The sequence below is a fragment of the Oceanisphaera psychrotolerans genome (genome assembly GCF_001870485.1).
GTDB lineage: Bacteria > Pseudomonadota > Gammaproteobacteria > Enterobacterales > Aeromonadaceae > Oceanimonas > Oceanimonas psychrotolerans.
This window is the reverse complement of sequence record NZ_MDKE01000033.1, coordinates 161,341-174,765: the sequence shown is the minus strand read 5'-3', so window position 1 is coordinate 174,765 and position 13,425 is coordinate 161,341. Positions and strand designations below refer to the sequence as shown.

Sequence of the window (13,425 nt, the reverse complement as noted above, 5' to 3'; positions counted from 1 at the left end):
CTGGCGGGTGCTAAGCTAGCGCCGAATAAATGAAAGCATAAAGCATGCCATGATATTAATGGAGAAACGGTAATGGCGGGGATACTCGACTCGGTAAACCAAAGGACGCAACTCGTCGGTCAGAACCGGCTGGAGCTGCTGTTGTTCAAGCTGAACGGGCGTCAAAGATTTGGCATTAACGTGTTCAAGGTCAAGGAAGTGTTGCAGTGTCCCAGACTGACGGCGTTGCCGCAACGTAACGCGATGATTACCGGGGTAGCGAATATCCGTGGACAAACCATCTCCATTATCGACCTCAGCAAGGCCATGGGCGGTCGCCCCATCGCGCAGACCGAGAACAGCTTCGCCATTATTTCCGAATACAATCGTTCGGTGCAGGGCTTTCTGGTGAATTCGGTAGAGCGCATCATCAACGTCAACTGGGAATCGATACTGCCACCACCCCGCGGCGCGGGTCGTTTCAACTACATGACGGCGGTAACCGAGATTGACGGCGAATTGGTGGAGATCTTGGATGTGGAAAAGATTCTCGATGAAATTTCACCGGTCAGTACCAGGGTGAACGCAGACATCGTCGAGCAGGTTGCTCATTTGAAGTCGCAGACCCAGAAACCGATACTGATTGCCGATGACTCCTCCGTGGCTCGCCGTCAGATCCAGAAGGCGATGGAAACCCTGGGCCTGGAATGCATCGTGGCAGAAAACGGCAAGCTGGCGCTGAACAAACTCCGGGAGATGGCCGCCGCCGGCCCCATCGAACAGCAGCTGTCGATGGTGATTTCCGATGTGGAAATGCCGGAGATGGACGGCTATACATTGACGGCGGAAATTCGCAACGACTCCGGCCTTAAAGATCTGCATGTGATCCTGCACACCTCATTGAGCGGCGTGTTCAACAAGGCGCTGGTGGAAAAGGTCGGGGCAAATAACTTCATCGCCAAATTCAACCCGGACGAGTTGGCATCGGCGGTGAAAAGTGCACTTTAAAGGGTGTAAAGAATACGCATGAAGAATTTTACCGATGAGCAGTACCGGATATTTTGCCAGTTTCTTGAAACCAGTACCGGCATAGTACTGAGTGACGGCAAGCAGTATCTGGTTAAAAGTCGGTTGTCTCCGCTGCTGGCCCGCTTTCAGATAGCGTCGCTCGGTGAGCTGATCGACAGGGCCATGTCGGTGCGGGAGCGCGAGCTTAAAACCGCGGTGATCGACGCCATGACCACCAACGAAACCCTGTGGTTTCGCGATGGTTATCCTTTTACCCTGCTGGCAGACAAACTATTTCCGGAGCTGGCGAAGCCGGGCAAGAGCCTGAAAATCTGGTCCGCCGCCAGTTCTTCCGGCCAGGAGCCCTACTCCATCGCCATCACGGCCCAGGAATATCAGGCCCGGCGGCCGGGGAGTTTGCCGGGGCTGCAAATTGTTGCCACCGACATTTCCACCGGCATGCTGGAACAGTGTAAAAGCGGCATTTACGACAGCCTGTCGCTGGCGCGGGGCCTGTCTCCCGAACGGCGGAAGCAGTTTTTTACCCCGCTGGCAGACGGCAAGATGCAATTGCAGCCCCGGATCAGGAACATGGTCAGTTTTCGTGCCTTCAACCTGCTGGACAGCTACAGCCTGCTGGGCAAGTTCGATCTGATCTTCTGCCGCAATGTGTTGATTTACTTCTCGCCCGAGAATAAATCCAGGATCCTGAAGCAGTTTGCCGCGGCCCTGAATCCAGGCGGTTACCTGTTGCTGGGGGCCTCTGAGTCCCTCACCGGTTTGTCCGACAAGTTCGAGATGATCCGCTGCAACCCGGGCATTATCTACCGCTTGAAATAACGTCTGGCACAATACTTGCTTTTATTTTCGCATAAAATAGTGGCCGCAATGTCTGCCATGAGATGGCGTCAACATAAAGCAGGAGGAGCGCGGTGACGATTTCATTCGACAAAGCCTTCGGTATTCATCAACACGCCCTGGTGGCCCGCTCCGAGCGGGCCGAGCTGCTGGCCGGTAATCTGGCCAATGCCGACACCCCCGGTTATAAAGCCCGCGACATGGACTTTCAGTCGGCGTTGAGCCAGGCACAGAATAACCAGCATGCTTCCCTGAGCCGTACCAACCAGCAACACTTTGCCGTAGAGCTGCCGTCGCCGGGGGTGGTGCAGTTTCGCGTCCCCAGCCAACCGGATACCGGTGACGGTAACACCGTGGACGTGCAGACCGAGCGCAACAGTTACATGGAAAACGCCCTGCAGTATCAGGCCTCGCTGGAATTTCTCAACGGCAAGATCAACGGCCTGCTGAAGGCAATCAAAGGAGAATCAATGTGAGCCTGTTCAAGGTATTTGATATTTCCGGCAGTGCCATGAGCGCCCAGTCGGTGCGGCTCAATACCACCGCCAGCAACCTGGCCAACGTCGACAGCGTCAGCTCCAGCCTCAACGAAACCTATCGCGCCCGCAAGGCGGTGTTTGCCGCCGATCTGGATCAGGCGTTGTCCGACCGTCAGCAAAGCGTCGGCGTCAAGGTGACGGGCATCGTCGAAACCGACACGCCGCTGCAAAAGGAATTTCGGCCCGATCACCCCATGGCGGATCAGGACGGCTTTATCTACAAGCCCAATGTCAACGTGGTGGAAGAGATGACCGACATGCTCAGCGCCTCGCGCAACTACCAGACCAACGTACAGGTGGCCGACGCCGCCAAGCAGATGCTGCAGCAGACTCTGCGGCTGGGCAAGGGGTAATAAGCCATGCAGGTTAATAGCGATTATTTTAACGGTCTCATCGGCGCCAGTCAGACCAGTACCAGCCAGACGGCGGAAAGTAATTCTACCGCCCTGACCCAGGAAGACTTCTTTTCCCTGCTGACCCAGCAACTGGCATACCAGGATCCGTTCGAGCCGGCCGATAACTCGGAAATGGTGTCGCAGATGACGTCTTTTTCCACCTCCGAAGGGATCAACAGCATGTCGGCTCAGCTGGCAAGCCTGAATGAAGTCATGACCTCCAATCAGGCGTTGCAGGCCTCGACGCTGGTCGGGCAGAAGGTACTGCTGCCCAGCAATGAGGCATACTGGGACCAGTCCGACGCGGTTGATGGGGTGATCGTGGCCGGGGAGGGAGCGGACAACGTCAAGGTGCGGGTGGAGGACGGCACGGGTCAGCTGATCCGTGAAATCACCTTGGAAGGCTCCAAGCGCGGCAACGTGCCCTTCAGCTGGGATGGTCTCAAGGACAATGGCGAGCCGGCGGCAACAGGCACCTATCAATTCAAGGTCAGTGCGCTGGTAGACAACCAGCGGGAAGATATCAATGCCCTGATGTTTGCCCGGGTAGACAGCGTCACCCTGAGCAGCGTCGACACACCGACCCTGGTCAACCTGTCTGGTCTGGGGGGCGTGGCGCTGAGTCAGGTACTCGAGATTGGTGGTCGTAACACGAATTAAGGAGCAAAGATGTCTTTCAATATCGCACTCAGTGGTGTCAACGCGTCCCAGAAAGATCTGGACGTCACCGCCAACAACATTGCCAACGTCAATACGGTCGGTTTCAAGGAGTCCAGGGCCGAGTTTGCCGATATTTATTCCAATTCGCTGTTTTCCAATGCCAGGACACAGGTGGGGGGCGGCGTGCAGACGGCGGCGGTGGCTCAGCAGTTCCATCAGGGGTCGCTGCTGTCCACCGATAATGCGCTGGACATGGCGATCAACGGCAATGGCTTTTTCGTGATGTCCAGTGAGAACGGCTCGACAGACCGAACCTTTACCCGGGCCGGCGCCTTCAGCCTGGACTCCAATGGCTTTGTGGTGAACTCCCAGGGGAGTTACCTGCAGACCTTCGCGGTCAATGAAAACGGTGCCCCGACCTCACTGTCCCTGAATGCCACCAAACCGTTGCAGATACCCGCCAAGGCCGGTACTCCGACCCAAACCGAAACCGTTGACGGCAGCATGAACCTGCCGGCCAATGCGACCGGGCTGGATCCTGCCGATTTTGATCCGACGGTTGCCAGTACCTACACCTCATCCACCTCGGTGACCATTTTCGACTCACTGGGTGAGCCCCATACTCTGACCCAGTATTTCGTCAAAGATGCGACCGGCGCCGATAACGAATGGAAAATGTTCGCCTATGTGGATGGAAAAGATGCACTGGGGGTCGTTACCGATCCAGCGACCGGTGACCCTGTGTTAACGGATCCGGCCGATCTGACCTCGACGACTCGGCGTACACTGGATCTGACCTTTGACGTGAATGGCAAGATATCGGCCCCAACGCCGGCTCGTATCGACACCGATGCCCTGAATTTCGGTAATGGTTCCAATACGGCACAGATCATCGATATCGGCTTCGACAGCATTACCCAGTTTGCGTCTTCCTTCGAAGTGAGCCGGCTGACCCAGGATGGCGCCACCGTGGGCAAGCTGACCAATATAAATATCGGGACCGATGGCACCGTGGCCGCGACCTACAGCAACGGTATCATCGAAAAGCTGGGCATCGTAGCCATGGCCAGTTTTCCCAACGATCAGGGGTTGACCCAGACCGGCGATACCGAGTGGCGCGAATCGCTGCTGTCGGGTGAGGCCTTGGTCGGCCAGCCCAATACCGGTACCCTGGGTAAAATCGATGCCTCCAAGCTGGAGCAATCCAACACCAACCTGACCACCGAGCTGGTGGATTTGATCACCGCCCAGCGCAACTTCCAGGCCAATTCCCGGGCACTGGAAGTGAACAGCACCCTGATGCAAACCGTGCTGCAAATCCGCTAACTCAAATGGTGAGAGCGTCGCCCACCGATAACCGGTAAACCCGGCTCTCATGCCAACAAACGGCGCTGAATATTCGGCGCCGTTTGTTAATCTGTTGTCTGCTTCCTCTCATGCTTCCCACCTGACCCCTCACGGTATTTTGATGGCACTAATTTTGCATTAGTTTTGTATTGGTTTTGCAATATCGTTCGTACCACCGCTGACCATCAGCATCAATCAGTACTTATGCGACAGCACAGTCGACGGAGCTGAAATGGATCATTTGCTTTATATCGCCATGTCCGGCGCCAAAGAAAACATGAACAGCGTGGCCTTGCGCGCCAATAATCTGGCCAATGCCAACACCACCGGCTTCAAGGCGGACATGGAGCAGGCCCGGGCCATGCAGGCCTTTGGCGAGGGGCTGCCCAGCCGGGTATTTGCCATGACCGAGCGGCCGGGGCAAAGTTTTGCCGCCGGCCCCCTGCAAACCACGGGTCGGGAACTTGACGTTGCCGTGGCCGGTGACGGCTGGCTGGCGGTGGAGTCCAAAGACGGCTCCGAGGCCTACACCCGTTCCGGCAGCCTGCAGGTGTCTCCCGAGGGCCTGTTGCAAACCGGCAACGGTCTCAACGTGCTAGACGACAACGGTGGGCCTATTTTTCTGCCGCTGCCGCTGGAAAAAATGGAAATCAACAAAGACGGCACCATCTTTGCGCGGCTGGAAGGCGAGCCGGCCAACGGCGGTGCCGAGCTGCAACGCATCAAGACGGTGCTGCCCGATAACGGCGACCTCGACAAGGGGCTGGACGGCCTCTTTCGTCGTAAAGACGGCCAGGCCGAGCCGCCCTCGGCTCAGGTGCAGCTGATTGCCGGTGCGCTGGAAGGCAGCAACGTCAATCCGGTGGCCGAAATGACCCACCTGATCGACCTGCAGCGCCGTTTCGAAACCCAGTTGAAGATGATGAATCACGCCGAAGAGAACGACAAAGCCCATGCGCAACTGCTGCGTATCGGTTAAAGGAGATTGCGATGAACCCAGCACTGTGGATTAGCAAAACCGGCCTCGATGCCCAGCAGACCAATATTTCGGTCACCTCCAACAACCTGGCCAACGCCAGCACCGTCGGTTTCAAGAAGGGCCGGGCCATTTTCGAAGACCTGCTCTACCAGAACATCCATCAGCCTGGCGGCCGTGCCAGCGCCGACACCAATCTGCCCTCCGGCCTGATGCTGGGGGCGGGCAGCAAGGTGGTCGCCACCCAGAAAACCTTTACCCAGGGCAGCGTGCAGACCACCGACAACGCCCTGGACGTGATGATCGACGGCCGCGGTTTCTTCGAGGTGCTGCTGCCGGATGGCACTACCGGCTATACCCGCAACGGTCAGTTTGTGCTGAACGAAGAGGGAGTTATTGTCAGTCCCGGCAATGGTTATCCGCTGCAGCCGGAAATGCAGGTCCCCGACAATGCCCAGAGCATCAGCGTGGCCACCAACGGCGAGGTGTCGGTGCAACTGGCCGGTCAGGCCGAGTCCCAGGTGATCGGCCAGATCATCATCACCGACTTTGCCAACCCGACCGGGCTGCAGCCCAAGGGAGAAAACCTCTACCTGGAAACCCAGTCCAGCGGCGCGGCACTGCAGGGCATTGCCGGGGCCGACGGTTATGGCACCATCAAGCAGGGCATGCTGGAAACCTCCAACGTCAACGTCACCGAAGAGCTGGTCAACCTGATCCAGGCTCAGCGGGTGTACGAGATGAACTCCAAGGTGATCTCGTCGGTCGACGAAATGATGGCCTACGTCAATCAGCAACTGTAACCGGCGAACGAACAGGAATAGTGTGATGCGTAGCATAATGGCGACCTTCGGCCAGCTGGTGCTGGCGGTGGGACTACTGGCGGGCTGCACCAGCACCCCCCATACCCCCAAGCCGGATGATCCGGCCTTTGCGCCGGTGATCCCCAGCCTGAGCGAGCAGCAATTGGAACCGAACGGCGCCATCTTCAAGGACAACTACGCCAACAACCTCTATTCCGACATCAAGGCGCACCGGTTGGCGACATCATTACCGTCGACCTGTCCGAGTCGACCCGAGCCCAGAAGAGCGCCACCACCCAGCAGAGCAAGGACTCCAGCGTCAATATCGATCCGCTCAGCCTGGGTGGCTCGCCGGTCAACATCGGGGGCTACCCGTTGCAGGCCTCCATGTCGAGCGGCAACGAGTTCGACGGCGATGCCAACACCAACCAGAGCAACAGCCTGCAGGGCAGTATCACCGTGAGCGTGGCGCAGGTGCTGGCCAACGGCAACCTGATGGTACAGGGTGAAAAGTGGATCATGCTCAACACCGGCGAAGAATACGTGCGCATCAGCGGCATGATCCGGCCCCAGGATATCGGTTCCGACAACCGGATTGAGTCTACCCGGGTCGCCAACGCCCGCATCTATTACGGCGGTACCGGCGACTTCGCCAACACCCAGACCCGCGGCTGGCTGGCCAAGTTCTTCAACAGCCCCTGGCTGCCGTTTTAATCATCAAGCGAGAGTGGAGTGGAGTGAGGCATTCGACCGGTGTTGACCGGATTCCCGCCTGCGCGGGAATGACCAATACGACGCGGGAATGACCAATACGGCAGGGTCGCCTTCATTCGACCAAAGGAGAAACACATGAAACGGCTCACGGTCTTTTTTTTGAGCACCCTGTTAGTGCCGGCGTTACTGCTGCCGGCCCAGGCCGCCCGCATCAAGGACATCAGTTCGGTGGCCGGGGTGCGCGCCAACCAGTTGGTGGGCTATGGCCTAGTGGTGGGCCTGCCCGGCACCGGCGAGCGTAACAACGCCTTTGCCGCCCAGACCTTTCGCACCATGCTCAACAACTTCGGCATTACCGTACCCGACGATCTGCGACCCAAGATGAACGACGTGGCCCCGGTGGCGGTGCATGCGGAGCTGCCGCCCTTTGCCAAGCCGGGGCAGACCATCGACATCACCGTGTCCGCCATCGGCGAGGCCAAGAGCCTGCGCGGCGGCACCCTGCTGCAAACCTTTCTCAAGGGGGTGGACGGCCGGGTCTATGCCCTGGCTCAGGGCAGTCTGGTGGTGGGCGGCCTGGGGGCAGAAGGCGCAGATGGTTCGTCGATCATGATCAATACCCCCACCGTGGGCCGCATCCCCGCTGGCGCCATGGTGGAACGTGAGGTCGCCAGTTCATTCGGCCGTGGCGATACCATTACCTTCAATCTGCACCGGCCCGACTTTACCACCGCCAAACGCATGGCCGAGGCCATCAACGATCTGGTGGGGCCCAATAATGCCCAGGCGCTGGATGCCACCTCGGTGCAGGTGTATGCGCCGCGCGATCCGGGCCAGCGGGTGAGTTACCTGTCGACTCTGGAAAACCTGACCCTGGATGTGGCCGACGAAGCCGCCAAGATCATCGTCAATTCGCGCACCGGCACCGTGGTCATCGGTCAGCAGGTACAATTGAAACCGGCCGCCATTACCCACGGTGGCCTGACCATTACCATCTCGGAAAACATGCAGGTATCCCAGCCCAATGCCCTGGCCGGGGGCGAAACCGTGGTGGTGCCCAACAGCAACATCAACGTAGAGCAGCAGGACGGCCGCATGTTCAAGCTGGACACCGGCACCACCCTGGACGAGCTGGTGCGTGCGGTTAATCAGGTGGGCGTGGCCCCCGGCGATCTGGTGGCCATTCTCGAGGCCCTGCGTCAGGCCGGCGCCATTCAGGGCGAACTGGTGATTATTTAACGAGCGTGAGGAGTAACGGAATGAAACCCATCGACTCATTTGGTAACAGCCTGCTGGCCAACGACATTCAGGGCCTGGACCGGCTGCGCCAGCAGGGCTTCGAGCAGGACCGTGGCCAGGCGCTGGACGAAGCCGCGCGCCAGTTCGAGAGCCTGTTCACCCAGCAGCTGTTCAAGTCGATGCGTGCCGCCAACGAGGTGTTTAAAGCCGATAGCCCGATGAACAGCCGTTACACCCAGTATTATCAAGACATGCACGACCAGCAGATGTCTGCCGAGCTCAGCCGTCAGGGCAGCCTGGGGCTGGCCGACATGGTGGTCAAGCAGCTGGGCGGTCTTTCCGATACTGCGCCCGAGAGCGAGGCCCGCTTTTTCGATCTCGACGGGGTGCGCCGAATCAAGGGCAAGGTGATTCGTCCGGCAGACGCCGGTTCGGCCGCCAGTGCCGACGACAGCCCCCGGAATGCGGCCATGGCGTCATCCTCGCCGCCGTTACGGGCCGCCGGCAACCAGACCACCGTCACCCACAGTGCCAGCGAGCCGTTCCGCTCACCGGCGGATTTTGTGCGTCGCCTGTTGCCTGCCGCCACCGAGGCCAGCAAGCGGCTGGGCCTGCCGGCCGAGGCCATGCTGGCCCAGGCGGCGCTGGAAACCGGCTGGGGCAAGAAGGTGATTAACCAGAAAAATGGCGACTCCAGCCATAATCTTTTCGGCATCAAGGCCGATAACAGCTGGAAGCAGGCAAAAACCTGGGTCAGCACCCTGGAATACGAGCAGGGCATCGCAGTAAAGGTGCAGGCGCCGTTTCGCAGCTACGGCTCCTATAACGACAGCTTTGACGACTATGTGCAGTTTTTGCACGACAATCCGCGTTACGGCGATGCCCTGCAGCAAACGGACTCGCCCCGGCAGTATTTCAACGCCTTGCAGGAGGCGGGCTATGCCACCGATCCGAACTATGCCGACAAGCTGAGCTCGATTTTCAATACCGTGACCCGACTGGTATCACAAGCATAAGGACACAACATGGCTGTTGATATGTATCAAACCGGGGTCAGTGGTCTGATGGCCGCCCAGGCCCAGCTGGCCACCACCGGTCATAACATTGCCAACGTCAACACCGAGGGTTTTAATCGCCAGCGGGCGGAGCAGATGACCGCTGGTGGCCTCTATACCGGCGGTCAGTTTTATGGCACCGGTACCCGGGTCAGCGATGTCACCCGCATGTATCAGGAATATGCCTTCAGGGATGTACTGGTCAGCAGCACCGAACAGGCGGGCACCCAGACACTGTACGAACAGCTCAGCTACCTGAATGACAGCGTCAACAACATGGGCACCGCGATGAGCCAAAGCCTGGACGCGCTCTATGGCGCCATCGACGCCGTGACCGATAACCCCGGCGATCTGGGCAACCGTCAGCTGTTTCTGGCGTATGCCGGGGACGTGGCGGCCGGCTTCAACGCCATGTATAGCAACCTGAACCAGCAGTATTCAACCAATAGCCAGAGCATGGTCAGCAGCGCCAGCCGGGTGACCGAACTGGCGGCCGGCATTGCCGCGCTCAATCAGGAGATCATGAATGCGGGGCAAAACGGCTCGCCCAACGATCTGCTGGACCAGCGCGACAAACTGATCGGCGAACTGGGGCAGGAGGTGCACATCACCACCCTGACCGAGCCCAGCGGCGCGGTGTCGGTCATGCTGGGCGGGCGCGATACGCTGGTCAGCGGCAGCCGTGCACTCGGCCTGCAGGTCAGAGCCGGCAGTCCCGACCCGCAGCAGACCGAACTGTATCTGGGTGACCCGGCCCGGCCCGAGACGGCCACCCGGCTCAACGGCAGCGAGCTGGGCGGCACGCTGGGGGCCACGGTGGAGTTTCGCAATCAGGTGCTGGCGCCCACCATGAGCGACATCGGCCGCACCGCCATGGGTCTGGCCGACGCCTTCAACCAGGTGCAGCGCCAGGGCGTGGATCTGAGTGGCGTGCCGGGGCTGGACCTGTTTACCGACATCAATGCCCCCGAGGCCCTGGCCGGTCGCTTCTTTACCAGCAACACCGCCGTCAGCGGCGAGGTCACCATCACCGATACCGGCGCCCTGACCGGCAGTGAATACCGGCTGGACGTTAAAGACGGTGCTTACTCCATTACCGATCTTGGCTCGGGCAAGAGCACCGCGTTGGTGCCCGATGCCGACGGAAAACTAAATTTCGATGGCTTTTCGTTAACCCTGACCGGCACGCCCACCAATGGCGACAGCATGCTGATCCGCCCCAGCCGCAACGGCGCCGCCAATCTGGCGGTCAGCCTGCAACAGCCCGAAGGGCTGGCCGCCTCCAGCCAGTTGATGACCACGGCCAATGGCAACAACACCGGCACCGCCGCGCTGAATGCCACCCTGAATAACGACGCCACCACCAGGGTGGACAACGCCAGTTATCCGCTCCGTCTCAAGGTGGAAACCGACGCGACCACGGGGGTACCGCAATACAACCTGTACGATCAGGGCGGCACCTTGCTCTCGGCGGTGGTGCCCGATGCCGACGGCAAGTTCACCTTTAACGATGTGGAACTGACGCTCAGCGGCAGTGCCAAGCCCTTTGATCAGTTTCAGATAGACCAGGCCAGCGGTGCCGGCAACAACGTCAATGCCCAGGCCTTTGGCGAGCTGAAACAGAAAAAGTGGCTCAATGGTGGCACCGCGACCCTGGAACAGAGCCTTAACCAGACCATGGTAGCGGTGGGCAGCAAGACCCAGAGCCAGAGCATCAAGGCCACCGCCGCCGCTGCCGCCCTGACCCAGGCGGAAAATCGCATGCAGTCGATCTCGGGGGTCAACTTGGACGAAGAAGCCGCCAACCTGCTGCGTTTTCAGCAGGCCTACATGGCCTCCAGCCGGGTGGTCACGGTGGCCAACGAGCTGTTCGATACGCTGCTGCAAATCCGCTAAGGAGCCTCCATGCGCTTGTCTACCTTTCAGTTTTATCAGAACAACCTGAACAACATCAGCAGCAAAAACGGCCAGGCCAGCCAGCAGCTGGACAAACTGTCGTCCGGGGTGCGGGTGCAAACCGCCGCCGACGATCCGGCGGCCGCCAACAGCATTCTCGGTTACAAGCAGGAGCTGAGCAGCATTGCCCGCTACCAGAACAACATCGACCTGGCCGAAAACCGGCTGCAGCGGGAAGAAAGCCTGCTCACCAGCGCCGAAACCCTGACTCAGCAGGTCAAGGAACTGATGCTGCAGGCCAACAACGGCACTTACACCACCCAGGACAAGTCGGCCATGGCCGCCGAGCTGAGCAGCCGTATCGATGAACTGCTGGATCTGGCCAACAGCCGCGACGAATTCGGCCAGTATGTGTTTGGCGGCTTTCAGACCGACAAGGCACCCTTTGTACGCCAGCCCGACGGCAGCGTCAGCTACCAGGGCGACGGTGGCCAGCGCGAGCTGGCCATCAGCAACAACGTCAAGGTGGGGCTCAATCACGACGGCCTCATGGTGTTTGGCCAGGTGCCCAATCCCAAAGGTGACGTCACCGTCGGCTATGCGCTTGAGGGCGGGGTGCGCGAGCCCGGGCTGGTGGTGGAACGGGCGGCCATCAGCAATATGGCCACCTTCGATAACGGGGCCCAGCCCTATCAGGTGGTGTTCAGCGATAACGACGGGGTGGTGGAGGTGCTGCTCACCGACAAGGACGGCAATGCGCTCACCGATAAGGACGGCATTGCGCTGACGCCCCAGTCCTATCAGCCGGGGCAGTCCATCGAGGCCGGCGGCATGACCCTCACCCTGACCGGTGAGGCCAGGGCCGGCGACAAAATCACCCTGGATGCCAGTTCTGCCGACGGCACCGGTCAGGATACCCTGTCGGTGTTCGATGCCCTGAACCGGGCCAAAAGCTGGCTGGAAGGTGACGGCAACACCGCCGGCGAGCAGAGCGAACTGGCCGATATCCTCGCCGAGCTGGACGCCGTAGGCAGTCACTTTACCCGGGTGCGCGCGGATACCGGCATTCGGCTGCAGCGGCTGGACAACCAGCGGGCCACCCACGACGACATGAGCCTGACCCTGGACAAGGTGCGCAGCGGCATGGAGGATCTGGATTACGCCCAGGCCATCGGCGAGCTCAACCAGACCATGGTGGCGCTGGAGGCCAGCCAGAGCGTGTTCGGCAAGCTGCAGGGCATGAGCCTGTTCAATTACATATAACAGAGAAGCGTGAGGGACGAATAAGGCGTAAGGGGCGAATTTACTCTACCGCGTTAAGTCATGCTGCATAACCGTTGCGGTTCTGTCGTCATACCCAAGAGCCTTCTCTTGTCATTCCCGCGAAGGCGGGAATCCAAGACTGGTGACGCCGAACGTACGTCTTGTCATGGCAAACTCTGGCCCCCGCAGGCGGCCATTGATGCGGCGCAAACTCATTACCAGATCAAATCGGGCTTTCAGGCATGGCGGCTTATCATCGGACAAAGGTCCTCAGGCACCAGAGGCACCAGAGGCCACAGAGCCGCCTCCCTCGACACGCTACGAGTACATCCCTGTAAGCTCGGACATGCCATCCCTGGCATGTCACGGTCGTGGGAGGCGTTCTCTGCAGCCTCTGCGATAGCTCCGAGTCGTCCGCAGACGGCGCCAGCAGGCGATGCCGGTGCATAAAGGAGGACAAAGGGATCTGCTCAGCCGACCCTCCGCGCCAGGGAGGGCGCGGCGGAGCCCCCACGGATGGGTTTACGGCGAGTCGGGGGAGCGGGCCCTTTGTCCGGAGTTGATATAAAGATCAAACGGTTCGATTGTTTAATGTGCTTGAAATTACATTTCCCCTAAAGCTATCCCGCTCTCCGCCGATACCCATTTGTAACCGGTTGGACTTTCAGCGGCCTTTTCAGCGGTATAGCGACA

General features: G+C 59.6%; 12 protein-coding genes and 1 pseudogene. All 13 read left to right on the top strand.

The annotated features are described in order from the left end of the window. The first annotated feature begins 72 nt into the window (after window positions 1–72). The 13 genes and pseudogenes from BFR47_RS12395 to flgL all read left to right on the top strand — a co-directional run bounded on the left by BFR47_RS12395 (window position 73) and on the right by flgL (window position 12,732). Window positions 73–987, top strand: a complete 915-nt coding sequence (locus tag BFR47_RS12395; protein WP_071473353.1) for a chemotaxis protein CheV — start codon at window positions 73–75, stop codon at window positions 985–987. Between the two features lie 18 nt (window positions 988–1,005). Beyond that, complete coding sequence (locus BFR47_RS12390; protein WP_071473352.1) at window positions 1,006–1,827, top strand: CheR family methyltransferase; 822 nt, start codon at window positions 1,006–1,008, stop codon at window positions 1,825–1,827. Between the two features lie 92 nt (window positions 1,828–1,919). After that, entirely contained in the window at window positions 1,920–2,321 is a 402-nt protein-coding gene (flgB, locus tag BFR47_RS12385; RefSeq protein ID WP_071473351.1) for a flagellar basal body rod protein FlgB, read from the top strand. Then, entirely contained in the window at window positions 2,318–2,737 is a 420-nt protein-coding gene (gene flgC, locus BFR47_RS12380) for a flagellar basal body rod protein FlgC (RefSeq protein ID WP_071473350.1), read from the top strand. Before flgB ends, flgC begins: the two co-directional genes overlap by 4 nt. 6 nt (window positions 2,738–2,743) lie before the next feature. Then, window positions 2,744–3,439 carry a flagellar hook assembly protein FlgD gene (locus tag BFR47_RS12375; protein ID WP_071473349.1) on the top strand — a complete coding sequence of 232 codons (696 nt, stop codon included), beginning with the start codon at window positions 2,744–2,746 and terminating at the stop codon, window positions 3,437–3,439. 9 nt (window positions 3,440–3,448) lie between these two features. After that, complete coding sequence (flgE, locus tag BFR47_RS12370; protein WP_071473348.1) at window positions 3,449–4,765, top strand: flagellar hook protein FlgE; 1,317 nt, start codon at window positions 3,449–3,451, stop codon at window positions 4,763–4,765. A 253-nt stretch (window positions 4,766–5,018) separates the two neighbouring features. Further along, window positions 5,019–5,765: a flagellar basal-body rod protein FlgF gene (flgF, locus tag BFR47_RS12365; RefSeq protein WP_071473347.1), complete on the top strand. Its 747-nt coding sequence runs from the start codon at window positions 5,019–5,021 to the stop codon at window positions 5,763–5,765. 11 nt (window positions 5,766–5,776) lie between these two features. Beyond that, on the top strand, window positions 5,777–6,565 hold the full coding sequence (gene flgG / locus BFR47_RS12360) for a flagellar basal-body rod protein FlgG (RefSeq protein ID WP_071473346.1): 789 nt from the start codon (window positions 5,777–5,779) through the stop codon (window positions 6,563–6,565). 37 nt (window positions 6,566–6,602) lie between these two features. Further along, window positions 6,603–7,279, top strand: a pseudogene (flgH, locus tag BFR47_RS12355) (flagellar basal body L-ring protein FlgH). A 135-nt stretch (window positions 7,280–7,414) separates the two neighbouring features. Continuing rightward, the gene (locus BFR47_RS12350) at window positions 7,415–8,518 is read left to right on the top strand and encodes a flagellar basal body P-ring protein FlgI (protein ID WP_071473345.1); all 1,104 of its coding nucleotides are present in this window, start codon (window positions 7,415–7,417) and stop codon (window positions 8,516–8,518) included. Between the two features lie 20 nt (window positions 8,519–8,538). Continuing rightward, window positions 8,539–9,534 (top strand): flagellar assembly peptidoglycan hydrolase FlgJ, encoded by a 996-nt coding sequence (gene flgJ, locus BFR47_RS12345; RefSeq protein ID WP_071473344.1) that lies wholly within the window; start codon window positions 8,539–8,541, stop codon window positions 9,532–9,534. A 9-nt stretch (window positions 9,535–9,543) separates the two neighbouring features. Continuing rightward, entirely contained in the window at window positions 9,544–11,469 is a 1,926-nt protein-coding gene (flgK, locus tag BFR47_RS12340; protein ID WP_071473343.1) for a flagellar hook-associated protein FlgK, read from the top strand. 9 nt (window positions 11,470–11,478) lie between these two features. Further along, window positions 11,479–12,732, top strand: coding sequence for a flagellar hook-associated protein FlgL (gene flgL / locus BFR47_RS12335; protein WP_071473342.1), 1,254 nt, complete (start codon window positions 11,479–11,481; stop codon window positions 12,730–12,732). The last annotated feature ends 693 nt before the right edge of the window (window positions 12,733–13,425 follow it).

Coding starts and splice junctions, on each gene's coding strand:
- BFR47_RS12395 (WP_071473353.1), top strand. CDS start 73: ATGGCGGGGATACTCGACTCGGTAAACCAAAGGACGCAACTCGTCGGT.
- BFR47_RS12390 (WP_071473352.1), top strand. CDS start 1,006: ATGAAGAATTTTACCGATGAGCAGTACCGGATATTTTGCCAGTTTCTT.
- BFR47_RS12375 (WP_071473349.1), top strand. CDS start 2,744: ATGCAGGTTAATAGCGATTATTTTAACGGTCTCATCGGCGCCAGTCAG.
- flgE (WP_071473348.1), top strand. CDS start 3,449: ATGTCTTTCAATATCGCACTCAGTGGTGTCAACGCGTCCCAGAAAGAT.
- flgF (WP_071473347.1), top strand. CDS start 5,019: ATGGATCATTTGCTTTATATCGCCATGTCCGGCGCCAAAGAAAACATG.
- flgG (WP_071473346.1), top strand. CDS start 5,777: ATGAACCCAGCACTGTGGATTAGCAAAACCGGCCTCGATGCCCAGCAG.
- BFR47_RS12350 (WP_071473345.1), top strand. CDS start 7,415: ATGAAACGGCTCACGGTCTTTTTTTTGAGCACCCTGTTAGTGCCGGCG.
- flgJ (WP_071473344.1), top strand. CDS start 8,539: ATGAAACCCATCGACTCATTTGGTAACAGCCTGCTGGCCAACGACATT.
- flgK (WP_071473343.1), top strand. CDS start 9,544: ATGGCTGTTGATATGTATCAAACCGGGGTCAGTGGTCTGATGGCCGCC.
- flgL (WP_071473342.1), top strand. CDS start 11,479: ATGCGCTTGTCTACCTTTCAGTTTTATCAGAACAACCTGAACAACATC.